Raw genomic sequence first — 24,113 nt, forward strand, 5'->3', positions numbered from 1 at the left:
CATCAACTGTCCATCCACCGGAACGCTGGTAGCGGCACGCTTGCTCGACTCACTGTCGACCACCTTTCCGTCAACAATCGTCGATCTTGTCGTGGCAAACGATGGCGCATCTTTTTCGGCATTGCCAATGGCGACTTTGGCATCGTTCATCAGCTTTACGGCGACATCAGGTTGTCCGTCGAAGATGTTGAAGCGCGCCGCTTGAATCTCGCGCAGCGCGCGATTGCCCTCGCGCGAGAATTGCAGAAGTGGTGTGTTCTCCACGCTACTGTGATCGGCTTTGCCGCCAGCCGCCGCCGAGGTTTGCGCAGGTGACATCGACCAGGCGGATGCCGCCGCCATCGGTATGGCAATGGCAAGTGCCAATGCCTGCATTTTGATTGTGCGACTTTTCATTGAAGGTCTCCTCAGTCAAGGGAAATGTCCGGATACATAGCAAGGCATTCATTAATGCGCAAACTTCCGGACATTGCTTGGAATCCCGCGAGTACGAGAGGTTCCCTGCAGCAAGGCCACATAACGGAATTTTTGCGGAATTCGATCTACGCGTTGCCGACTATTCAGACAATGGCCCTCTGCTTCGCTCAGACGGACAACATGGCCTCCTTTCCACCGAAACCGTCACTGTTCATACGGCGGATACGCCGCCATCGACGGCGAGAATCTGGCCGGAGATATGCTTTCCCGCCTGTGATGCAAACAACAATGTTGCACCTTTCAAATCTTCCTCATCACCGAGGCGTTGTAGCGGAGTCATCGCGATCAAGGTCTTCGCGCCGATGTTGTCGATCAGGCCCTGTGACATCTTTGTCGGGAAGAAGCCCGGAGCGAGCGCATTGACGGTGATGCCATACGCGCCCCATTCGCCTGCCAGCGCACGCGTGAAGTTGATCAAGGCACCCTTGCTGGTGTTGTAGGCAATGGTTTTCATCGCACCCGGCGGATTGCCGCGCAGGCCGGCAATCGAGGCGATATTGATGATGCGACCGTGCTTGCGTGGAATCATCGAGCGCTTGCCGATCTGCTGGGTCAGCAAAAACAAACCACGCATATTGAGATTCAAGACCTTGTCCCAGGCTTCGAGCGGATAGTCCTCGGCTGCGGCGCCCCAGCTTGCACCGGCATTGTTGATCAGGATGTCGACATGGCCGAGCTTGTCCAGCGCGGCATCGGCCAGCGTGTTGATTGATTCGTCCTTGCCGGCATCAGCCGCGACCCAGTCGACTTCGATTCCGCGCGCCTTCAAATGCGCCTGGGCTTTTTCGAGTTCATCGGATTTTCGCGCCGAAATGAGCAGGCGCGCGCCGTAGTCACCGAGCGCCTCAGCCATCTGCAGGCCAAGTCCTCGCGAGCCACCGGTGATCAGTGCAGTGCGGCCATCGAGATCGAACATTTTTCGTGTGGCGGTCATCGGTTGGTTTCCTTGATATTGACGGTTTCACGCCGCCTGCAAATTCGTGCGGCAAATGGCGAGATGTTCATCGGTCGTGCCCAAGCGCAACTCGAAGGCGAGCAGACGCTTGAAGCAATGGCTGACATCGAGTTCGTCGGTCATGCCCATGCCGCCGTGCAACTGCACGGCTTGCTGGCCGATGAAGCGCGCGGCCTGGCCAATCAGCACCTTGGCGCCAGAGATAGCTGCGCGGCGCGAAAGCGCATCCGCATCGCGACAGTGTGCGGTCGCCAGATACATCATCGAACGTGCCTGCTCGAACTGGATCAGCATGTCGGCCATGCGATGCTGCAGGGCCTGAAAGCTGCCGATCGGCATGCCGAACTGTTTGCGCGAGCGGCTGTATTCGATGGTCGCCTTGAGGATGCGATCAAGCACGCCGAAGGCCTCGGCACACAGTGCGGCAATGCCCGCATCGATGATTGCCGCCAATGATTCGCTGACATCCTGGCCAAGCCGCGCATCGGCTTCGAGCACAACACTGTCAAATTCGAGATCGGCCGCGCGCTGGCCATCGACTGTGCGCAACTCATGGCGCCTCACGCCAGCCGCATTCGCGCTGATCGCAAACAGTCCGAGGCTGCCATCGTCGACACGGGCCGAAACCAGAAGCAGATTCGCCATCGGTGCGTGATAGACGACGCTTTTTCTTCCACTCACTGTCCAGCCGGCATCGCTGCGTGTCGCCCGTGTCTTGATACGGCTCAGATCGAGGCCGGCGCTTTCCTCATCGTGCGCAAACACGGCGATGCACTCGCCGCTGGCCAGTGCAGGCAGCCAATGCGCGCGCTGCGCGTCGGAACCGATTTGCGTGATCGCCCGGGTAGCGACGATGGCGCTGGAAAGGAACGGTTCCAGCAGCAGACCGTGGCCGACCGCCTGGGAGACCAGCATGACCCCGACCGGTCCGGCGCCGATGCCGCCATCGGCTTCATCGATGTCCACCGCGAGCAGGCCAAGTTCGGCCAGTTGCGACCAGATTTCCGGCGACCAGCCACGGTCGGATTCAAGCAGCTTGCGGCGTTGCTCGAAGCCGTACTCACTGGCCAGGAATCGCTGCGTCGTGTCGAGCAGCATCTGTTGTTCGTCGTTGATTGAAAAGTCCATGAGTCTTGCCTTATACCCTGAGAATCATCTGCGCGATGATGTTGCGCTGGATCTCGTTGGAACCACCGAAGATGGTCAGCTTGCGCTGGTTGAGGTAGGCCTCGGCGGCGCGCGGAATGTTTTCGCCAAGATCGACATCGGCTGAATCTGCAATCAGCGCACGCGCACCGAGTGCCTCGACCTGCAATTCGGTGATGCGCTGCATGATCTCGGTGCCACGGATTTTCAGGATCGATGCTTCCGGACCCGGCGCATGGCTCTGCTCCTCGGCAAAGATCACGCGCAGATTGGTGATCTCGAGTGCCTTCAATTCGAGTTCGGTCTGCACGATGCGCGTGGCGAACACGGCATCCTCGATCAACGGGCGGCCGTTGCGCTCAGCCGTCGCAGCCATCTGCATGAGGCGACGCAGTTCGCGCTGGTTGGCGCCGATGCCGGCGATGTTGGTGCGCTCGTGGCCGAGCAGATATTTGGCGTATGTCCAGCCGGCGTTTTCTTCACCGATGCGATTGGCCACCGGCACGCGCACGTTGTCGAACCAGATCTCGTTGACCTCGTAGCTGCCGTCAAGCAGACGCGTCGGTCGGACACTGATGCCCGGCGTTTTCATGTCGATCAGCAGAAACGAAATGCCGCGCTGCGGCTTGCCGCTGGAATCGGTGCGAACGAGACAGAAGATCCAGTCGGCAAACTGGCCGAGCGTGTTCCACACCTTCTGTCCGTTGACGACGTAGTGATCGCCATCGAGCTCGGCCCGGGTCTTCAACGAGGCCAGGTCGGAACCCGAACCTGGCTCCGAATAGCCCTGGCACCACCAGTCTTCGGCGGCGAGGATGCGCGGCAAGAAATGTTCTTGTTGCTGCGTATTGCCGAAACGCATGATCACCGGCGCGACCATCTTGACCCCGAAGGCGAGCTGCGGTGGCGCGTCGGCAAGCGCGCATTCGGTTTCGAAAATGAACTGCCGGGCCTTGCTCCAGCCAGTGCCGCCGAATTCAACCGGCCATGCCGGTGCGCCCCAGCCGCGCGCGTTGAGAATCTTCTGCCAGCGCGGAATGTCCTCGTTGATCTGGCTGCCGTCGCCGAGGTGTACGCGTCGGCGAATGTCGGCAGGCAGCTTGTCGCGCAGAAAGGTGCGCACTTCGTCGCGGAATGCCTGCTCTTCGGCGGTGAATGCGAGATCCATTTGAACTCCGTGTTTCAGCGTGATTGGGATTGAGGATGGTAGCGGGCGAGCATCTGCGCGACGCAGGCGGGTTTGTCAGCCCCTTCGACTTCGACGCTCACCGCCCAGTGCGCCTGCATGCCGCCTTTGACGTCATCGAGTTTTTCCAGCGCCAGATGGCCGCGAATGCGCTGCCCGGCTATCACCGGCGCCGGCAGGCGCACGCGATCAAGCCCGTAATTGACCGTCATCGCGAGGCCGTCGATGCGCAAGCTGCTTGCGAACAGCATCGGAATCAGCGACAGGATCAGATAGCCATGCGCGATCGGCGCCTTGTACGGCAACTCGCGCTGGCAGCGCTCTACATCGAGGTGGATCCACTGGTGATCGTCAGTGACATCGGCGAAGGCCTGGATGCGCGCCTGATCGACCAGCAGCCAGTCGCTGGTGGCAACCTCCTTGCCGACGAGAGTTTTCAGTTCGTCGAGTCCGTTGATGATTCGCGGTGTGCTCACGGAGATGCCTTTCAGATTACTGAGTCGTCAGCCCAGCGCAGGCCGGGATGACGGAGTGGGAGTTTGAGGATTCGAGGGTTCTCGTTTGGCGATTCATCAGAACCACGCATCCTGCATGTCGAGCGTTGTCCGATCGAGGCTGGCCAGCAGATCGAGCTGCGGGCCAACCCTGGGCAATTCCCAACGAAAGAAGTAGCGCGCAGCAGCACGTTTGCCATCGTAGAAATCACCCTGCTTGCCGTGCGCAGCGAGCGCCTGCTCCAGCCAGATCCAGGCGATTGCAATATGGCCGAAGGCTTCGAGATAGACGCTGGCATTGGCCAGGGTGACTTGCACATCGCCGGCGGCCCAGAGTTGCGTGGTTACTTTTGCGAGGCGTTTCAGCGCGGCTTCGAGTGCTTCGGCATGCGACTGCAAATCAGCGTGCGCCCGCGCCCTGGCGATCGTTGCGGCGACACGCTCTGCATAGAGCTTGAACGCCGCACCTTCGTGCATGACCACCTTGCGCCCGAGCAGATCGAGGCCCTGGATGCCGTGGGTGCCTTCGTGGATCGGGTTGAGGCGGTTGTCGCGATAGAACTGCTCGACCTTGTACTCGCGCGTGTAGCCATAACCACCGTGCACCTGGATGGCCAGATCATTCGCGGCCAGACACCATTGCGACGGCCAGCTCTTGGCGATCGGCGTGAGGATGTCGAGGAGCAGGGTCAGGCGTGCGCGTTCGGCCGGATTGGTGGCGACTTCGGATTCATCGACAATGCGCGCACAGTACAGATTGAAGGCGAGACCACCTTCGACATAGGACTTCTGCGCCAGCAGCATGCGCTTGATGTCGGCGTGCTCGATGATCTTCGACTGCGGCGTGGTCGGATCCTTGCCGGCGGCGCCGATCGGGCGACCTTGCGGTCGATTGCGCGCATAGTCGAGTGCATGCAGGTAGCCGGTGTAGCCAAGCGCAACTGCACCAAGACCGACACTGATGCGCGCACCGTTCATCATGTGGAACATGCAGGCCAGGCCCTGGTGCAGGCTGCCGACCAGGTAGCCGATCGCGCCGGCTTTGCCTTCGGGCGTGTGCCGCGAACCTTCGCCAAAATTGAGCAGGCAGTTGACCGTGCCGCGATAACCCATCTTGTGATTCACGCCGGCGAGCTGGACATCGTTGCGTTCGCCGAGGCTGCCATCCGCATTGACGAGGAATTTCGGCACGAGGATCAGCGAGATGCCCTTGACCCCCGGGATCAGCTTTCCATCGGCACCGGGAACCTTGGCCAGGACCAGATGGACGATGTTCTCCGAAAGTTCGTGATCGCCGGCGGAGATCCACATCTTGTTGCCGGTGACGCGATAGCGCGGACCAAATGCTGAATCGCCATCGGGCTCGGCGCGGGTGGTGATGTCCGACAACGATGATCCGGCCTGCGGTTCGGACAGGCACATGGTGCCGAAGAAGCGTCCGCCAAGTTCCGGCTCGACGAAGGCCTTGATCTGCGCTGCGCTGCCATGCGCGAGGAGCAGATTGGCATTGCCAAGCGTCAGCAGCGGATAGGCACTGGTGCCGACATTGGCCGCATGCAACCAGCTCTGCGCCGCGGCCTCGACCACTTTCGGCAACTGCATGCCGCCGAGTGCGTAATCATGCGCCGCGCTGATCAGGCCGGTCTCGGCGAAGGCCGCGAGTGCGGTCTTGACCTCGGCGATCATGCTGACCTTGTCGCCGTCGAAACGTGGCTCCTCGCGATCGGCCTTCTGGTAATGCGGGGCAAAATATTCCGTTGCCAGTCGCTCGCTGGTGTCGAGCACGGCATCAAAAGTTTGACGATCGTGATCCGCGTAGCGCGCCGCCGCCGTCAACGACTCCACATCCAGCCATTCGTAGAGCAGGAAATCGAGATCACGGCGCGACAGCAGCAGATCACTCATGGGCTCAGACCACCTCGAACAAACCAGCGGCACCCTGGCCGCCGCCGATGCACATGGTCACCACGACAAGTTTGGCCCCACGCCGCTTGCCTTCGATCAGGGCGTGGCCAACCAGACGTGCACCGGTGACGCCGTAGGGATGGCCGACCGCGATCGCTCCGCCATCGACGTTGATGCGCTCGTGCGGAATGCCGAGCGAGTCCATGCAATAGAGCACCTGCACGGCGAACGCCTCGTTGAGCTCCCACAGGTCGATGTCATCGACGCGCAAGCCTGCACGCTTGAGCAGCTTCGGCACGGCGAAGACCGGACCGATGCCCATTTCATCGGGTTCGCAACCAGCCACGGCAAAGCCGCGGAAGATGCCGAGCGGCGTGATCCCGCGCTTCTGCGCAACATCCGCATCCATGACCACGGCGGCCGAGGCGCCATCGGAAAACTGGCTGGCATTGCCGGCGGTGATCACGCCGCCGGGAAATACCGTGCGGATTTTCGACACGCCTTCATACGTCGTATCGGGGCGGATGCCTTCGTCGGTGGAGATCGTGACCTCGTGGGTACCGAGCCGTTTGGTTTTCGGATCGGCGAAACCGGCGGTCACCGTCATCGGCACGATTTCGTCATCGAACCTGCCGGCCGCCGCAGCGACAGCGGCGCGGATCTGGCTCTCGGCTCCATAGTGGTCCTGGCGTTCGCGATTGATCTTGTAGCGCTTGGCCACGGTCTCGGCGGTCTGCAGCATCGACCAGTAGATTTCAGGCTTGTGCTGCTGCAGCCAGCCCTCGGCGATCATGTGCATGTTGGCGTGGTTCTGCACACAGGAAATGCTTTCGACACCACCGGCGACGAACACCTCACCTTCGCCGGCGATGATGCGCTGCGCTGCCATTGCAATCGTCTGCAGGCCCGAGGAGCAGAAGCGGTTGACGGTCACCCCCGGCACGGTCACCGGCAGGCCGGCACGGATCGCGATCTGGCGCGCGATGTTGTTGCCGGTCGCGCCTTCGGGCCAGGCACAGCCCATCAGCACATCCTCGACTTCATCAACGGCGATGCCGGCGCGTTCGACAGCGTGCCTGACGACATGGCCGCCGAGCGTCGCGCCATGGGTCATGTTGAAAGCGCCCTTCCAGCTCTTGGCCAGGCCGGTGCGTGCGGTGGAGACAATGACGGCTTGTTTCACGATAGACCTCGATTCGGCGAATGGGTTTTTTTGCGGTCATCCCAGCGCAGGCAGGAATGACGCGCGGATTGGCTTGCATCACCCGGTAAACGACTTGCCGGACTCAGCGAGCTCGACCAGCAGCGGCGCGGGTTGCCAGCTGTCACCCTGGTAGCCGCGCGAGAAGTCACGCATCGTCGCCAGCACGTTGTACAGGCCGACGTTGTCGACATGGAACATCGGGCCGCCGCGCCAGAGCGGAAACCCGTAACCGGTCAGGTAGACGATGTCGATGTCCGAGGCCTTGGCCGCGATGCCCTCTTCGAGAATGCGCGCACCTTCGTTGGCCAGGGCATAGGCCAGGCGCTGGACAATTTCCTCGTCGCTGATTGCGCGCTTCTGCAGACCGAGGTCGCGTCTGTTCTTTTCGAGGATGGCGGCGACCTCGTCGGACGGATACGCGCTGCGGTCGCCGGGTTTGTAGTCATACCAGCCCTTGCCGGTTTTCTGGCCGAAGCGGCCGACCTCGCAGATCAGGTCGGCGGTTTTCGAATAGACCATGTCGGGCTTTTCGACATAGCGACGCTTGCGGATCGCCCAGCCGATGTCATTCCCGGCGAGATCACCCATGCGGAACGGGCCCATGGCGAAGCCGAACGTCTCCATGACCTTGTCGACCTGCTGCGGTGTCGCTCCTTCATCGAGCAGAAAGCCGGCCTGGCGTCCGTATTGCTCGATCATGCGATTGCCGATGAAGCCATCGCAGACGCCCGAGACCACAGCCGTCTTGCGGATTGCCTTGGCCACGGCCATGACCGTGGCCAGCACATCCTTCGCGGTCTTCTCGCCGCGCACGACTTCAAGCAACTTCATGACATTGGCCGGGCTGAAAAAGTGCATGCCGACCACGTCCTGTGGACGCTGGGTGAACGCGGCGATCTTGTCGACGTCGAGGGTCGAAGTGTTGCTGGCGAGGATCGCACCGGGTTTGGCGACCGCATCGAGCTGTTTGAACACGCTCTCCTTGACGCCGAGCTCCTCGAACACCGCTTCGATAATGAGGTCGGCATTCTTCAAATCAGCAAAGGACAACGTCGGCGTGAGCAAGCCCATGCGCTGCTCGACCTGCTCGGGCTTGAGCCTGCCCTTCTTCGCCGTGCGCTCGTAGTTGCCGCGAATCGTCGCCAGGCCGCCATCGAGGGGCTCTTGTTTGGTCTCGACGATGGTCACCGGAATGCCGGCGTTGAGAAAGTTCATCGCGATGCCGCCACCCATGGTGCCGGCACCAATGATGCCGATCCTGGCGATGTCACGCGGCTTCACGTCCTTGCCGACATCGGCGATCTTGCTCGCCGCACGCTCGCCGAAAAAGGCATGGCGCAGAGCTTTCGATTCGGTCGAACTGACCAGACTGATAAAGCCGGCACGCTCGACCGCGAGGCCTTCCTCGAACGGTTTCTTGAACGAAGCCTCGATCGCGTCGAGGCATTTCAATGGCGCCGGATACGGGCCGGAGACTGCCGCGACACCGTTGCGGGCGAAAGCGAGGAATCCCTCGGCGTTGGCATGATCAACTTTCCGATCGCGAATCAGCGGTCGTTCGTCATTGCCGGCAACCTCGCGGGCGAAGGCGACCGCAGCATCAACCACATCGGCATCGACAACACGATCGAGCAAGGCGGTATCAGCCAGTTGCCCGGCCGCCACCGGCTCGCCGGATACGATCATGTTGACGGCGATTTCGAGGCCGACCGCGCGTGGCAGTCGCTGGGTGCCGCCAGCACCGGGCAGGATGCCGATCTTGACTTCCGGTAGCCCTAGCAGGGCGTCCCTCACGGCGACGCGATAGTGCGCGGCCATCGCCACTTCAAGTCCACCGCCGAGTGCGGTGCCATTGATCGCCATGACAATCGGCTTGCCACTCGCCTCGATGGCCGCGATCACGTCATGCAGGTTTGGCGCCTGCTCGGCGAGCGGCGTGTTGAACTCGGTGATATCGGCACCGCCGGAGAACATCTTGCCGCCGCCGCTGATGACCATGGCCTTGACCGCAGTGTCCTCAATCGATGTGTGGATCGCCTCGACCAGACCTCGGCGCACGTCGAAACCGAATCCGTTGACGGGCGGGTGGTCAAAAGTGATGACGGCGATACCATCCTGGAGAGTCGTGCGCACGGTCATGATTCGGGTTCCGTTGATTGTTCTGGTTCGGCGTCAGCGGCCGAGAAATTCAATGGTGGCTTCGGCAAACAATGGATGGCCGACGGCATTGAGATGATCGCCGGGTACGGTTGCGCTCGATCCGTGCGCAATCGCGGCGGCGAGGCGTTCGGGGTGGAACGCCAGCGGATCTTTGTCACCGGCCAGTACGAGCGTCGGTGCGGCGATGCGTTGCAAATCGATTGGCTGATCGTGCATGCGCTCGGCCTGGGCCGCGAGTGCCTTGAGGTCGGAGCCGTTGCGCTCGGCGAAACTGCGAAACTCAGCGACACCCGGTGCCGTGATCGAGGCCGGATCATCGGTCAACAGACCGGCGACAATGGCGCCGCGATCCATGACGCGAAGATCAACACCACCGGTGGCCAGCACGCCTTCGCCAATGCCGCCAACAACCATGCGCCGCAGGCGAGACTCCTGGCTGGCGACGATCAGGCTGACGACCGCGCCCATCGAATAGCCGACCAGATCGAACTCACGGACTTCGAGATGGTCGAGCAGAGCGATCAGGTCGCGAGCCATGCGTGGTTCACCGTAGAAGCCTGCGTCGTGCGGCTTTTCCGATTGGCCATGGCCGCGCGCGTCGATGCTGATTACCGCGTGGCCGGCCTTGAGCAAGGCGGCAACCACCCGCGGAGCAACCCAGTTCGCCTGGGTACTGGCGGCAAAACCGTGATGGAGAGCGACGGGAGTTCGCGTGTCTTCGCTGCCCCAGCGAAAGTAGGACAAACGAACATCGTCATCGGTATCTAAGTTGCCTGTTTGCATCGGACGGACAGCGTTGTCCATCAATGCACTTGTTCTCGTCGACGCGGTCATGCCCGCGCCTCCGCCTGTTGCGCAAACTTCCAGCCGAGTTCGGCCAGTGGCGTCGCAAAGGCGCCCGACTCGGCGGCACGGGCATTGCTTGCGGTGCCATCCTCGACCCGCTTGGCGATGCCCTGGCAGATCGCCGCCAAGCGAAACAGATTGAAGGCGAGATAGAAGTTCCAGTCGCCACTGACCTTGCGGCCGCTGCGACGTTCGTAGTCGGCGATGTAACTCTCCTCGGCCGGTATGCCAAGCGCGGCCAGATCGGTGCCGGCGAGCCCGTGCATCGCTCCGCGCGGGATGTGTCGACTCATCATGTGGTAGGCGAAGTCGGCCAGCGGATCGCCGAGCGTCGACAGCTCCCAGTCGATCACGGCAAGAATCCTCGGTTCGTGTGGATGGAAAATCAGGTTGTCCATGCGGTAGTCGCCATGGACGACGGACACCGATGGCTGGTCTGCCGGCAGATGCGCTGGCAACCATTCGAGGAGCCGATCCATCGAGAGAATCGGAATCGTGCGGCTCGCTTCGAACTGTCGGGACCAGCGCCGAATCTGGCGCGCCATGTAGTCGCTGTGCTTGCCGTAATCACCGAGGCCGATCGCATCGGCATCAATCCGGTGCAGGGCACTGATCACGCGATTCATTTCGGCGTAGATCGCGCCGCGCTCGGCGTTGCTCATTCCCGGCAAGGCCTGATCCCAGAGCACGCGACCTTCGATGTGTTCCATCACGTAGAACGCACGTCCGATCACCGACTCGTCTTCGCACAGGCAATACATGTTTGCGACCGGGACATCGCTGCCGGCCAAGGCTGCTTGCACGCGGTATTCGCGCTCGATCGCGTGTGCCGAAGGCAGCAGTTCCGAACGGGGTGCCGGCTTGGCGCGCAACACGTAGCGTTGCGACGGCGTTTCAAGCAGGAAGGTCGGGTTCGACTGGCCACCCTTGAAGCGGCTGATCTGCAAGGCGCCATCGATGCCGTCGAGACGATCGCCCAGGTAGGCCTGCAACGCATCGGCGGAGAACGGAATATCGGCAGCGCGGGATGCCGTCGTCATGCTGCCATCCTGGCCCGGCGCGCATCGATCCGATTTTTCTTCAACAGGACATGAAGCATTGGCATGGTCTGTGTCGCTCTCAAGGAACCTGTTAAGTTTCGCATGGTGAAATAAAGTTTCTTGACGGTTCGCTCACTCTAGCCCGCCCGCAAGAGCGACACAAGGCGTCCTACTTCCTTGAATTTATTGCCGCGCTGCAACATCAGGATCCGACTTGCGCGTCAGCGTTGGCGCGCCTACTATCGCCAAATGCACGAAACAATGTTTCGCAGTACGAAACAATGAACTGACAACCCAAGGCCACGCATGGATTTCTCCTATTCCACCAAAGTCGAGGAAATGCGGGTTCAGCTGCAGACCTTCGTCGATCGCCACATCACCCCCAACGAGGCCAGGGTCGAGCAGGAAATCGCCGACAATCGCCGCGCCGGTAATCCGTGGATACCGATTTCGCTGTTCGAGGAACTCAAGACCCAAGCGCGCGCGCAGGGTTTGTGGAATCTGTTCCTGCCGCGATCGGAGCGCGCCCCCGAGGGCTTGTCCAATCTCGAATACGCACCCCTGTGCGAGATCATGGGGCGCACCCTGTGGGCCGCGGAAATCTTCAATTGCAGCGCGCCCGATACCGGCAACATGGAGGTGCTTGAGCGCTACGGCACGGAGGCACAGAAGGATGAATGGCTGGAGCCGCTGCTGGCCGGAAAGATCCGCTCGGCCTTCCTCATGACCGAACCGGCGGTGGCCTCCTCGGATGCGACCAATATCGAATGCACGATGCATCGCGAGGGTGACGACTACCTGATCAACGGGCAGAAATGGTTTTCATCCGGCGCTGGTGATCCGCGTTGCAAGATCTACATCGTCATGGGCAAGACCGACCCCAATGAAGCCAGGCATCGCCAGCAGTCGATGATTCTGGTGCCGGCGAACACGCCGGGTATCGAGATTCTGCGTCCGATTACGGTGTTCGGCTACGACGAAGCGCCGCACGGGCATATGGAGATTCGCCTGAGCGATGTCCGCGTACCGGCATCGAACATGCTGCTCGGCGAAGGCCGCGGCTTCGAGATTGCTCAGGGTCGCCTCGGCCCCGGCCGCATCCACCATTGCATGCGCACGATTGGCGTTGCTGAACGCGCGCTCGAGTTGCTGTGCAAGCGCATCAGCACCCGTGTCGCCTTTGGCCAGCGGATCAGCGAGTTCACCATCTGGCATGAGCGCATTGCCGATGCGCGCTGCATGATCGAACAAGCGCGATTGCTGACCCTGAAAGCCGCCGACATGATGGACAAGGTCGGCAACAAGGCCGCGCGCAGCGAGATCGCGATGATCAAGGTGGTTGCACCGAACATGGCCTTGCAAATCCTCGACTGGGCGATCCAGGCCCATGGCGGTGCCGGCGTCAGTGCGGATTTTCCGCTCGCCCACTCGTATGCCGCCGTGCGCTCGCTGCGTCTCGCCGATGGCCCCGATGAGGTCCATCGCGCCACCATCGCGCGACTCGAACTGGCTCGCCACGCCACGCTTTCCGACTCCACTCACTGAAAATGGATCAGTAAAGAACCATGGGCAACCCGCGTCGCGTCGCCGGCAGCTACGGCCATACGGTCAACGAGGATCATCCGCAGTACGTCACCTCGGTGGCGCGTGCGTTCTCGATCCTGCGCTGCTTTGAACATGGCGAGCAATATCTCGGCAACCTGGACATCGTGCGCCGCACCGAGCTGCCGAAAGCGACCGTCTCGCGCATGACCTTCACCTTGTCCGCACTCGGCTATCTCGAATATTCACCGCAGCTCGAAAAGTATTCACTCGGGCCGGGCGTCCTTTCGCTCAGCCACGCATTCATGAAGAGCCACGACGTGGTCACGATCGCGCGGCCGCTGATGCGTGAGCTCGCCGACTACACCGAGGCCGCAGTCATGCTTGGCGCCGCCGACGGCATGCGCATGGTTGTCCTCGATGTCTGCCAGGGCGATGCAACGTTTCATCTCAAGCTCGATCCCGGTGCGCGCGTACCGCATGGCTCGACCGCACTCGGCCGCGCCAATCTGGCCGCACGCCCGGCGGAAATATTCGAGCAGAACCTGAAGGCGATCGAGCAGGAGTGTGAAGCGGAACTCTGGCCGAAAATCCGCGCCGGCATCGTGCGGGCACGCCAGGACTATGAGAACTACGGCTTCTGTTTCTCGCTCGGCGACTGGAACCCGGAAGTATTCGCCATCGGCGTACCGATGGTTTCCGCCGACCGCAGCCGCGTACTTGCTTTCAATTGCAGCGGCCGCCTGTCGATGATGACCCGCGAGAAGCTCATCCACGATTTCGGGCCGAAACTCGTCGCCCTGCGCAACACCGTGTTCGAACGCACCGAGGGACGTTTCTGACCCGTTTTGCGCCAACCCAAGGAGCACCATGAAAGCGATTATCTGCGACCACTGGGGAGCACCATCATCCCTGCAATTGCGTGACATGCCTTCACCGCAGCCGGGACCGAAGCAGGTGCTCGTGCGTGTGCACGTGGCGGCGGTCAATTTTCCGGATGCGCTGATTATCGCCGGCAAGTACCAGTTCCGTCCCGAGTTTCCGTTTTCACCCGGCGGCGAACTGTCCGGTGAGATCATTGCCATCGGCGAGGGCGTCAAGCATTTGAAAGTCGGTACCAAGGTCGTCGGCCTCGCCAGCCATGGTGCCTACGCGCAGGAAGCAGTCATCGATGCAACCCATATCGTGCCGCTACCCGCCGATATCAGCGACGCCGATCTTGAGCTCGCCGGCAGCTTCGTCCTGACCTATGGCACCTCGCTGCATGCGTTGAAGGATCGCGCCGAAGCCAGGGCCGGCGAAACACTGCTCGTCCTTGGCGCGGGCGGCGGTGTCGGCCTGGCGGCGGTCGAGATCGGCAAGCTCATGGGCTTGCGGGTGATCGCGGCGGCGGCGAGTCAGGCAAAACGCGATGCCGCGATCACCCACGGTGCCGACGAAGTCATCGACTACACCGCTGAAGATCTGCGCGAGCGGGTCAAGGCGCTGACCGAAGGCAAGGGCGTCGATATCGTCTACGACCCGGTCGGTGGCGATTTCGCCGAGCCGGCCCTGCGCAGCGTCGGCTGGCGCGGCCGCTATCTGGTCGTCGGCTTTGCCGCCGGCGACATACCGAAGATTCCGATCAACTTGTTGCTGCTCAAGGGCAGTGCCCTGGTCGGCGTGTTCTGGGGTGAGTTCGTGCGTCGCGAAGCGAAGTTGAATGCCGAAAACATGGGCCTGCTATTCTCATGGCTGCATGAGCGCAAGATCAATCCGCTGATTTCGAAACGCTATCCATTGGCCCGGGCACCGGCAGCACTCGATGCCCTGCTCGCACGCGAGGCCATTGGCAAACTCGTGATTCTGCCCCAGCAGGTCGACTGATCAAGCCAAAGCCTCCGTGACATTGAATATTCCATGACTGCTGAGGAGCTGCGATGAACATTCCGTCCCTTGAAGGAAAAGTCAGTGCCGAAGAATGGCAGTTGCGCTGTGATCTGGCCGCCTGTTATCGCCTGATCGCGCTATACGGTTGGACGGATCTGATTTTCACCCATATCAGTGCGCGTCTGCCGGGCGATGAGCATCGCTTCCTGATCAATCCGTACGGACTCTTTTTCGAGGAAATCACCGCTTCGTCGCTGATCGCAATCGACCAGGAAGGCAACAAACTCAGCGAGTCGCCATTCAACGTCAATCGCGCAGGTTTCGTTATCCATAGCGCGATCCATGCGGCGCGCGAGGATGCGCATTGCGTCTTGCACACACATACACGCGCGGGCGTCGCGGTCAGTGCGCAGAAAGCCGGCGTACTGCCGATCTCGCAACAGTCGACTTTTGTACTCGCCTCGCTCGGTTACCACGACTATGAAGGCGTCGCCCTGCACGATGCGGAGAAGCCGCGCTTGCAGGCGGACCTCGGCACATCAAACTTCCTCATGTTGCGCAATCACGGTCTGCTTACGGTCGGCGCATCGATTGCCGACGCCTTTCTGGCAATGTACATATTCGAGACAACCTGCCAGATCCAGATCGCCGCGCAAGCCGGTGGTGAACTGGGTATGGTCGATCCGAGAATTGTTGAAGGCATTGGCGCATCCGTGCGCGCACAAACCGATGGCGCCGGCGGCGCCTTTGTCTGGCCTGCCTTGCTGCGCAAGCTCGATCGCCAGAATCCGGGCTATCGAGATTGATGAGGTTCAAACCACCTCGTCAGCGTCGACGTTGACAACGCCGAAGCCTGTCCGTCCATTCAATAGTCCGCGCCCGGAAACTCCATGAGCAATCCATCGAAAGGCTGGCGCTGGGGTCCATTCACAATGCGCGTGCCGTTCCTGCACACGCGCCTGCTGTGGCCGGAATTCCTCCAGGGTGTGTTTGTCTCGACCGCCACCGGTCTGGCCCTGGTGCCGGTGCTTGAAACCTATTTCGGCATGAACTTCGAGCAGGCGGTGACCTGCTCGATGCTCTACGGCATGCTCATCACTTCTTCGCTGTACCTGTTCGGCGAGCCGTTTGCGCCGGGCTGGAACACCCCCGCCCTGCCGTTGGTACTCGCCTTCGTGATCGCCGGCTACGCGGATCCAGTGCAGCGTTTTCAGGCAATGACGGCGATGTCGCTGTTGTTCGCCGGCCTGGTCATCGTGCTCGGCATCAGCGGCCTCGGCACACGACTGATGCGCTGGCTACCGCCGACCTTGCGTGCCGGCATCATCCTTGGCGCCGCGTTCGCGGCGTTCAAGAAGGTCTTCATCGACGATGCAGACAGATTTCTCCTGCAACAACCGATCTCGACGACGCTTGCTTGTGCGGTCTGTCTGATCCTCGTGTTCTCGGCACCGTTCCAGTTGCTCAAGCAGCGCCATCGCAGTCTGAGGTGGATTGCATCGCTGGGATTGCTGCCGGGGTTCATCGTCGCCGCAATCGTCGGCCCGCTGGTCGGCGAAGTGCATTACGACATCCAGTGGGCCTGGCTGCTGCCGCCAGTCAGCGAAACCGTGGCCAAGATGTCACCGTTCTCGATCGGCTGGCCGAGTCCAGGGGTATTCCTTGAAGCGATTCCGCTGGTCCTGATCGCCTACGTGATCCAGTTCGGCGACATCGTCACCGGCACCGAAGTGTTGCGCGAAGCGAGAGCCTCGCGAACCGATGATCCGGTCGATATCGATATCCGCCGATCGCACCTCGCCCTCGGTATCCGCAACGCGATCTCGGCGCTGGTCGCGCCGTTCTTCACCACCCAGGGAATGCTCTGGACCGGCGTGCATGTGGTCGTTGTGCAGCGTTGGAAAGAGGGCCCACGCTCGATGCCGACGCTCAACAGCGGCCTGATTTCCTACTACGTGATGGGCTTGCCACTCATCTACTTTCTGTTGCCCCTGCTGACCGGACTGAGACCGTTGTTGGGCATTGCCCTTGCGCTGACCCTGATCCTGACCGGGTTCGCCTGCGCCTATATCGCGATGGCCATTCCAAAGACGAATGCGTCACGGGGCACCGCGCTGCTGATCGGTGCAGTCTTGGCGATGTTCCCACCCTGGATCGGCCTCACCGCCGGCCTCGCTGCCAGCATGATGCTGGTCGGCCGGGAGCGCGACCCGCTTGCCGTCGTTTCTGCGGAGCCCAGTGATTCGCATTGAGAATCCTGATGAGCCCCTATCCCCTGCACGCTTACACCCTGACCGCCTGATTGCGCCCGCCATGCTTGGCCCGGTAGAGCGCACCATCGGCGAGCTCAAGCCAGCTGCGCAGATCGATGGTTCCGGCAGGAGCTTCGGCGAGACCGATGCTCAGTGTGCAACGCAAGTCACCCGTCGCCGGAAAATGAAGTGCAGCGACCGCATTTCGTATGCGCTCCGCAACCGCATGGGCGCGATCAGCGTCCAGTGACATGACGATGACAAATTCGTCGCCACCCCAGCGTCCTGCATGGCTGCCATCCGGCAGGTTGTCGCGCACCACATCGGCAATCGCGCACAGCACATCGTCACCGGTTGCGTGACCGAATCGGTCGTTGATCTCCTTGAACTGATCGATATCCAGGATCATCAGCACACCTGGCTGCGCTGTATTGCTGCGAGCGAGAATGGACTCGGCCTGACTTTCCCAATGACTTCTGCCAAGCAAGCCCGTCATTGAATCAATACGACTCAGGGTCTCGAGTTTGAGGTTCTGCATTTGCATCCGCCGAACCAGGCGGTTGCTGTTCATGCTTACGGCAAGAACGTGGATGATCATCAGCGGCAAACTGCAGGCAATCACGAACGTGCTCGAATGAAGATCAAACCTGAATCCGATCAACGCGCCAACAAGAATCGGGGCCATGAACATGCCCGGCAACGAGTAGAGCCAAAGTCGACGCACGCCGGAATTGACCTTGTCGGCCGTGGTCACGCTGATCAGCACCGCCGAAGGCAGCAAGTTGAAATGCATGATCGGCAGACAGGCTCCGGCGATGGCCGAATCAACGATCAGATTGCGCCGCTCGGCAAGATAGGGATCGGCGCTGCGCCGCGCCACGACGTAAGCAAGCTGCGGCCAGACGAAACAGATCAATAGCATCCATGCCCAGGCTATCCAGGACGAGCCCAGTTCGCTGAAAACGGCAGCCAGCGGGAAGCTGGCCAGACCCATGCCGAGCGTGCGAAAGCGATGCAAGCGCTGAGGCAGCAATCGCTGCGCCTTGGTGCGCACCGGCGACGTATCGTTGGCAACGGCAATTGCGGGCGGAAATGCGGACATGTCACCCCAGATGCAAACATCCTTGGAAGCATAGCGTATCCAGACTCTGGCTGATGATTGCAGCAGCGCTTTGGCGGACTTGCGCAATCGATGCGTCCACCCGGCGGTGTGTTCTGGGGCAACGCTGATCAAGTGGCGCAATCGTCACGACGCATGGCAGCGACGCGCCCTCCGGATCAGGGCCGGAAAGCCCTATCGCTACGGCAGTCGTCGCTCATTTGAAATGACCAGACCACGCTCCTCTGTCCTTGCGCTGCGAATTTCCGGCCACCGGCGCCATCGCCGGAATCGTGCGAACAGGCCCTGATGTGTCGGACTTGACCGGGCTGGGCTGCGAATCCGCACGATTTTCAGCGCTTGCCGAATTTCAATCAGCGGCGGGCGCCGATCCGACCACGATCCGGCGACCATCATCGAGAGTCAACACGCCCTCGCGAAGATCCTCGATATCCGCGTTGATGGTGACAAAGCGGCCGACGAGCAGTCCGCTGGCATGCTCCCCGGTGATCCGGTAGGCGAACTCCTCGTCACCGGGAGCATTGCCAGTGGCCTCGAAATCAAAACGGATATCGGTGATCTTGCCGACCGCATCGACAATGGCGCGATCGGCACGGATCGCGGTGTAAGCCTGATCGTTGAAGGTGTTGATGCCAAACCAGGCCAAGCTGGCGGCCGCACCAACCAGGAGCAGCATGACGAGGGCGACGATGCCGCCAATGATCCATGGTGTGCGCGATCGGCGCACTTCGCTTGTCTCGGCGCTTGTTGATTCGTGCATGCCCGGCTCCGATCTGAGGGATCGGTCGAGAATAGCGGAAGGCTGGCCGATATTCCGGTTCAGGCGCGTGCATCTCAGAACACTCCGGGCCAGAAGTCCGGGCAGGCAAACTGAGCCTTGCCAGGCCAGCCTCATCGCCGAGTCTCGATATCCGCATGAAAATTCCGCAAGCTTCGGGCAAGGTAGAGAATCCTGCATGCCCAACGACTTTCGGCCAGACTACGCAATGATACGTTTCGAAATTGATGCCTGGATGTGGTCACGAGGACCATCGCGACTCCTCGCAACCTTGTTCGCCTTGGCCTGCCTGGTTCCCAATGGCGCAGAAGCGAAAGATGAGTGCGTCGGACTGGTGCTGGGCGGCGGCGGTGCCCGCGGTGGCGCGCATATCGGCGTGCTCAAGGTTCTGGAGCGCGAAAACATACCGATTTGCGCGATTGCCGGCACCAGCGTCGGCGCAATCATTGGCAGTCTTTACGCCATCGGCTATTCACCGGATCAGATCGAAGCCATCATCAGCGCCATCGACTGGAAGGATGTACTCAGCGATGACCCTCCTCGTATCGACATGCCAATGCGGCGCAAGGAGGAGGATTTTCGTTACCTGCTCGATTTCAAGCTCGGCATTCAGAACGGGCGCGTCACCTTTCCGCGCGGCGTCGTCCAGGGCCAGAAACTCAACCTGCTGCTCAGGCGTCTCTTGTTGCCCGCCTGGAAGATCAACGATTTCGACAGGCTTCCGATCCCGTTCCGCTGCGTTGGCACCGACATAGGCGTCGGCAAGGGGGTAGTCTTCAACCAGGGCGATCTTGCCTTGGCCGTGCGCGCGAGCATGTCAGTACCTGGCGCGTTCGCTCCGATCCGCGTTGACGGACGCCTGATGGTCGATGGCGGTCTTTACAACAACCTGCCGGTCGACGTGGTTCGCGAAATGGGCGCGACCCGGGTCATTGTCGTCGATGTCAGCGCGCCGTTACTGCCTGAAAAGGAGCTGACCTCTCCGTTCGCTATCAGTATGCAAATGGTCGGCATGTTGATGAATGAACGTACCGAAGTGGTGCTGGAGGCGATGCGACCCGGTGACATCACGATCCGCCCGGAACTCGGCAATCTCGGAAGTGCCGCATTTGATCGCGCGACCACCGGCATCGGCCCTGGCGCGGCGGCGGCCGAAACAGTGTTGGACGAGCTGCGATCTTTGGCACTGAGCGACAAGGACTACGCCGCGTACAAGTCGTCGCTGCCAAAGCTCGATTTCGATACGCCGCTGGTCGAATTTGTCGATGTCGCCACGAACCGGAGCCGTACCGCTCGTTACGTTGAAGATCGCATGATCGGCGTGCAAGCCGGACCACTCGACATCCCGGATATCGAGCAGCGAGTTGGCGAAGCCTATGGCCAGGGCAGCTATGAGCGCATTGTCTGGAAGATGGTCGAGCGCGATGGCCTGACCGGAATCGAAGTGCTCCCGGTCGACAAGGGCTGGGGGCCCAGTTCGCTTGGATTCGCATTGCATCTCAGCGACAACTTTCGCGGCGACAGCAACTTCTCGCTCGCCACTGAAGCCACATTCAGCGGTTTCAACGACACCGGAGGAGAATGGCGCAACCGGGTTGAATTCGGGCAGACCACCGGACTGCGCAGCGAGTTCTATCAGCCATGGGGCAAGCGAGGCCGCTGGTTCGTCGAACCGGCCGTCTACTATCGCGCAATAAACCAGCCGTTTGGCGATGGAGATGGAGATGGAACCTCGGCCGAGTATCGTCTCTCGGAACTCGGTGCGGAACTGGAAACCGGCGCCGCTATCGGCAACGCGAGCCAACTCAGCGCCACCTTGCTGCGTGGCCGCAGCAACGCCAACCTGTTGGTGGGCTTGCCGCCGTTTCCCGAATCCGTACATGAATCCTACGCGGGGATTTCGCTGAAATGGATTACCGACACTCTGGACAGCGCGGATTTCCCTTCTTCGGGACAACGCAATGCGATCGATCTCTCGGCATTTCGACCGGTGATTGGTGGATCCTCCAATGGTGAAACTGCGCTTTGGCGCTGGGACAACGCATTCTCGCGCGGCCGCCACAATTTGCTGCTCGGTGCTCGAGCCGCCGTCAGTTGGGGCTCGCCAGGCTCATTTCAGTCAATTTATACCCTTGGCGGCTTCACCAACTTGTCCGGGCTCGGCGAGCGTGAGCTGGTCGGCGATCAACTGGCCATTGTGCGCGCCGTCTACTATCGACGCTTCGGCGACATGTCGCGGTTGTTCAGCCTGCCCGCCTATCTCGGTGCGAGTATTGAAGCGGGCAATACCTGGGATCTACGCAGCCAGATAGGCGTCGATCCCATTATCGCCGGCTCGATCTTTGTTGGCCTGGATTCGCCGTTGGGACCGATTTTTCTCGGCTTCGGTGCCGATGATCAGGGCAACAACTCGGTACATCTGACGTTTGGTTCGCTGTTGCGACCGTGATGTGACCGAACATCGACAGGCTGTTGGAACGGCGTTTCGTTTCCACGCGCGTCAGTAGCCGGCGACGCGCGTCAACTCGACACCATCCACGGTCATCCGCCACGAGTCTGCCACCTTGTGTGGCGGCGAAGTCACCTTGAACGTTGTCACCATCGGGCCCAGGCCGACTTCGAAATCGTCGCCGTGAAACGCCTTCAACGGTGCATCAATCTTGGTCGAGGCGCCTTTCCTCATGCGCTTGTAGGAAACACTGCCATCCTGGGTGATCAACAAGGACATGCCGTCGGCTTTCCATTGGCCGATGTAGGTCGATTTTGCCGGTGGCACCTCGATACCGCAGGCGGTCAGCAGACTGGCAAGGAGCAAGGGAAGTGCAATTTGGACAAAACGCATGGCGTAGCCTCCAGTAATTTGCTTGACCGCCTGGCAGATGCTGTTCAGTGCGACCGGCGGCAATTACACGTTCGTAAAACGGCGCGCATTCGTGCCACGTGATCAACGCGGTCGAGGATACATTTCACCACCAGCGATCTCCACGCCGTGTCATTTGGCCGCCAGTAGTGCCCCGGGCGCAACATTGCGCATGTCGGCAGAGGCCACCGGCGCGACATCGATTCGACAATCCTTGATCCATGCTTGCCAGCAACAAGGTGTCGCCATCGCGACCCCGCAACACACCCGAGAGGCGCATGGACTCAAGCACGCAGTCAGTGATCAGCAAGGTCCCCGAGATAACCCTCGGCTTCTGGGCAATCAAGATCCTCGCAACCACGCTCGGCGAAACTGGCGGCGATGCGGTTTCCATGTCGATGCATCTTGGCTACCTGATTGGCAGCGCGATCTTCGCTGTCGTATTTGCGCTTGCCGTGATCATGCAGGTTTCAGCAAGCCGGTTTCGGCCCTGGTTGTACTGGTTGACGATCATCGCCACGACCACGGTCGGAACGACCCTGGCCGATCTTGCGACGCGCTCGCTTGGCATCGGTTACGCGGGCGGGACGGTATTGCTGTCGAGTCTGCTGATTGCGACGCTATGGATCTGGTATCGCGCCGTCGGAACGATTTCGGTGGCATCGGTCAGCTCGCCGAAATCCGAGATGTTTTACTGGCTGACCATTCTTTTTTCGCAGACCCTCGGAACTGCGCTCGGCGACTGGACGGCTGATTCGGCGGGACTCGGATTCGGCGGCGGCGCCTTGATCTTCAGCGCCATGCTGATTGCGATCGCCGCTGCCTGGCGCTGGACGAAGGTGTCCCGCACCAGCCTGTTCTGGGCCGCCTTTATCCTGACCCGTCCGCTCGGCGCCGTGGTTGGCGACCTGCTCGACAAACCCGTTGCCGCGGGCGGCCTCGCCCTCAGCCGCTATTCGGCATCGCTGACGCTGATTCTGCTCATCGTCGTCTTGATCGCGATACTGCCGCAACGTCCCGCGCGCCAGGCGCACTGACCCAGTGCACCTCGCTGCAGATTCATCAAAGCAACTTCGCCGATAGCGTCATTTCAACGGCCGCCAGCGCCTTCGATACCGGGCAGCCAGTCTTGGTCGCTTCTGCAAGTTTCTGAAATTGCTCATTGTCGATGCCCGGAACATCGCCCTCGGTGACCAGCTCGATCAATGGAATCATGTAACCACCGTCGCGCTTTTCGAGATGCACCTTCGAGATCGTGCGGACGCTTTTCGCCACGTGTCCGGCCTGGGCAAGCGCAAGTGACAGCGCCATTGAATAGCAGGACGCATGGGCGGCGCCAATCAGTTCTTCGGGATTGGTACCGGGACCATCCTCCATGCGCGACTTGAATCCGTAGGATCCCTTGAACGCGCCGCTTTGCACCGAGACGCTGCCGCTGCCTTCGGGCACGCCGCCTTTCCACTCCGCTTCACCTTTGCGAATCGTTGTCATGTCGTCTCTCCTTTGAATGGGACAAGCCTTCGAGCCTACGCCATCGACATGAACCCCGATTGCACGACTGTGCTCGAACTACCAGGGCACCGGATCGCCGGTATTGCCAAGAAACTGACCGATGGCGTCGGCATCGAAGTTCAGCGCGTCGATCACCTTGAGCATGTTGGAAACTGATTGATCGACATTCAGATCCGCGTCTTCGCCGCCCATGGCGGTCCTGACCCAGCCGGGGCTCAGCGCGAGCACCGCGATTTCTCGCTCGGCCAGGGCATGTCCGAGCATGCGCACAGCCATGTTCAGGGCCGCCTTGCTGATGTTGTAGGTGGGTGTACCGAAGCGCGCTGCACGCGCGATCGAGCCAAGTCCGGAGCTGATCGCTATCACTTTGGCGCGCTCGTTCAGCCGCGGAACCATCGCCTGGGTCAACAGAAACGGACCTTGCGCATTGGTGGCGAAGGCCTGTTCCAGCGCGCTGGCTTCGACTTCGCCGAAGACTTCACCCTTGCTCAACACACCGGCATTGTTGATCAGCACGTCGATGGTCAGATCGAGCATTTCGACTTCGCGCACCAGCTCGGTGATCGAGCGCGGAGCCGCGATATCCAGCGGCAGGATCTTCAGATGCCCCGGAAAGCGACCACTCAACTGATTCAATTCCGCAGCGCGCGCCGGTTGCCGGGACGTTGCAATGACGCGATCTCCGCGTGCCAGCAACTGATTGACAAATTCAAGGCCAATGCCGCGGTTGGCGCCGGTCACCAGATATTGGGTCATTGGATTCTCCT

General features: G+C 60.9%; 22 protein-coding genes. 7 read left to right on the top strand and 15 right to left on the bottom strand.

Going from position 1 to position 24,113, the window contains the following annotated elements:
* From VFN25_RS09955 to VFN25_RS10000, 10 genes are all read right to left on the bottom strand, one after another.
* Positions 1-396: YfdX family protein (locus VFN25_RS09955; RefSeq protein WP_325141399.1), on the bottom strand; the 396-nt coding region annotated here is incomplete at its 3' end.
* Between the two features lie 232 nt (positions 397-628).
* A complete protein-coding gene (locus VFN25_RS09960) occupies positions 629-1,411 on the bottom strand; it encodes an SDR family oxidoreductase (RefSeq protein WP_325141401.1) in 783 nt (260 codons plus the stop codon).
* Between the two features lie 27 nt (positions 1,412-1,438).
* Positions 1,439-2,560, bottom strand: a complete 1,122-nt coding sequence (locus tag VFN25_RS09965; RefSeq protein ID WP_325141403.1) for an acyl-CoA dehydrogenase — start codon at positions 2,558-2,560, stop codon at positions 1,439-1,441.
* A gap of 10 nt (positions 2,561-2,570) precedes the next feature.
* A complete protein-coding gene (locus VFN25_RS09970; protein ID WP_325141405.1) occupies positions 2,571-3,746 on the bottom strand; it encodes an acyl-CoA dehydrogenase family protein in 1,176 nt (391 codons plus the stop codon).
* A gap of 14 nt (positions 3,747-3,760) precedes the next feature.
* Entirely contained in the window at positions 3,761-4,240 is a 480-nt protein-coding gene (locus VFN25_RS09975; RefSeq protein WP_325141407.1) for a MaoC family dehydratase, read from the bottom strand.
* A gap of 96 nt (positions 4,241-4,336) precedes the next feature.
* Positions 4,337-6,163, bottom strand: a complete 1,827-nt coding sequence (locus VFN25_RS09980) for an acyl-CoA dehydrogenase (RefSeq protein ID WP_325141409.1) — start codon at positions 6,161-6,163, stop codon at positions 4,337-4,339.
* Positions 6,164-6,167: 4 nt separating this feature from the next.
* On the bottom strand, positions 6,168-7,346 hold the full coding sequence (locus VFN25_RS09985; protein ID WP_325141411.1) for an acetyl-CoA C-acyltransferase: 1,179 nt from the start codon (positions 7,344-7,346) through the stop codon (positions 6,168-6,170).
* Between the two features lie 78 nt (positions 7,347-7,424).
* Positions 7,425-9,506 carry a 3-hydroxyacyl-CoA dehydrogenase NAD-binding domain-containing protein gene (locus tag VFN25_RS09990; RefSeq protein ID WP_325141412.1) on the bottom strand — a complete coding sequence of 694 codons (2,082 nt, stop codon included), beginning with the start codon at positions 9,504-9,506 and terminating at the stop codon, positions 7,425-7,427.
* 33 nt (positions 9,507-9,539) lie between these two features.
* Positions 9,540-10,361: an alpha/beta fold hydrolase gene (locus VFN25_RS09995; protein ID WP_325141413.1), complete on the bottom strand. Its 822-nt coding sequence runs from the start codon at positions 10,359-10,361 to the stop codon at positions 9,540-9,542.
* Entirely contained in the window at positions 10,358-11,413 is a 1,056-nt protein-coding gene (locus VFN25_RS10000; protein ID WP_325141415.1) for a phosphotransferase, read from the bottom strand. The genes VFN25_RS09995 and VFN25_RS10000 overlap by 4 nt, the downstream gene beginning before the upstream one ends.
* A gap of 306 nt (positions 11,414-11,719) precedes the next feature.
* Here VFN25_RS10000 and VFN25_RS10005 point away from each other — a divergent pair, with 306 nt between their 5' ends.
* The 5 genes from VFN25_RS10005 to VFN25_RS10025 all read left to right on the top strand — a co-directional run bounded on the left by VFN25_RS10005 (position 11,720) and on the right by VFN25_RS10025 (position 17,076).
* Positions 11,720-12,958 carry an acyl-CoA dehydrogenase family protein gene (locus VFN25_RS10005; RefSeq protein ID WP_325141417.1) on the top strand — a complete coding sequence of 413 codons (1,239 nt, stop codon included), beginning with the start codon at positions 11,720-11,722 and terminating at the stop codon, positions 12,956-12,958.
* A 20-nt stretch (positions 12,959-12,978) separates the two neighbouring features.
* Complete coding sequence (locus VFN25_RS10010) at positions 12,979-13,797, top strand: IclR family transcriptional regulator (protein WP_325141421.1); 819 nt, start codon at positions 12,979-12,981, stop codon at positions 13,795-13,797.
* Positions 13,798-13,825: 28 nt separating this feature from the next.
* Positions 13,826-14,821 (top strand): NADPH:quinone oxidoreductase family protein, encoded by a 996-nt coding sequence (locus VFN25_RS10015; protein ID WP_325141423.1) that lies wholly within the window; start codon positions 13,826-13,828, stop codon positions 14,819-14,821.
* A 53-nt stretch (positions 14,822-14,874) separates the two neighbouring features.
* Positions 14,875-15,630, top strand: a complete 756-nt coding sequence (locus VFN25_RS10020; protein WP_325141425.1) for a class II aldolase/adducin family protein — start codon at positions 14,875-14,877, stop codon at positions 15,628-15,630.
* Between the two features lie 84 nt (positions 15,631-15,714).
* Positions 15,715-17,076: a hypothetical protein gene (locus VFN25_RS10025; protein ID WP_325141427.1), complete on the top strand. Its 1,362-nt coding sequence runs from the start codon at positions 15,715-15,717 to the stop codon at positions 17,074-17,076.
* A 31-nt stretch (positions 17,077-17,107) separates the two neighbouring features.
* Here the strand turns inward: VFN25_RS10025 and VFN25_RS10030 are convergent, their stop codons facing one another.
* Positions 17,108-18,178 carry a sensor domain-containing diguanylate cyclase gene (locus VFN25_RS10030; protein ID WP_325141429.1) on the bottom strand — a complete coding sequence of 357 codons (1,071 nt, stop codon included), beginning with the start codon at positions 18,176-18,178 and terminating at the stop codon, positions 17,108-17,110.
* 367 nt (positions 18,179-18,545) lie between these two features.
* The gene (locus VFN25_RS10035; RefSeq protein WP_325141431.1) at positions 18,546-18,956 is read right to left on the bottom strand and encodes a hypothetical protein; all 411 of its coding nucleotides are present in this window, start codon (positions 18,954-18,956) and stop codon (positions 18,546-18,548) included.
* Positions 18,957-19,182: 226 nt separating this feature from the next.
* Here VFN25_RS10035 and VFN25_RS10040 point away from each other — a divergent pair, with 226 nt between their 5' ends.
* Positions 19,183-21,423, top strand: coding sequence for a patatin-like phospholipase family protein (locus VFN25_RS10040; protein WP_325141433.1), 2,241 nt, complete (start codon positions 19,183-19,185; stop codon positions 21,421-21,423).
* A 51-nt stretch (positions 21,424-21,474) separates the two neighbouring features.
* Here the strand turns inward: VFN25_RS10040 and VFN25_RS10045 are convergent, their stop codons facing one another.
* Complete coding sequence (locus tag VFN25_RS10045; RefSeq protein WP_325141435.1) at positions 21,475-21,816, bottom strand: hypothetical protein; 342 nt, start codon at positions 21,814-21,816, stop codon at positions 21,475-21,477.
* A 296-nt stretch (positions 21,817-22,112) separates the two neighbouring features.
* Between VFN25_RS10045 and VFN25_RS10050 the strand changes: the two genes are divergently transcribed.
* A complete protein-coding gene (locus VFN25_RS10050) occupies positions 22,113-22,871 on the top strand; it encodes a hypothetical protein (protein ID WP_325141436.1) in 759 nt (252 codons plus the stop codon).
* 25 nt (positions 22,872-22,896) lie between these two features.
* Here VFN25_RS10050 and VFN25_RS10055 read toward each other — a convergent pair whose 3' ends face one another.
* Together VFN25_RS10055 and VFN25_RS10060 are read right to left on the bottom strand one after the other, a co-directional pair.
* Positions 22,897-23,325: an OsmC family protein gene (locus tag VFN25_RS10055; protein WP_325141438.1), complete on the bottom strand. Its 429-nt coding sequence runs from the start codon at positions 23,323-23,325 to the stop codon at positions 22,897-22,899.
* 78 nt (positions 23,326-23,403) lie between these two features.
* The gene (locus tag VFN25_RS10060) at positions 23,404-24,102 is read right to left on the bottom strand and encodes an SDR family oxidoreductase (RefSeq protein ID WP_325141440.1); all 699 of its coding nucleotides are present in this window, start codon (positions 24,100-24,102) and stop codon (positions 23,404-23,406) included.
* Between the last annotated feature and the right edge of the window lie 11 nt (positions 24,103-24,113).

The organism is Dokdonella sp., assembly GCF_035703485.1.
Lineage (GTDB): Bacteria > Pseudomonadota > Gammaproteobacteria > Xanthomonadales > Rhodanobacteraceae > Dokdonella.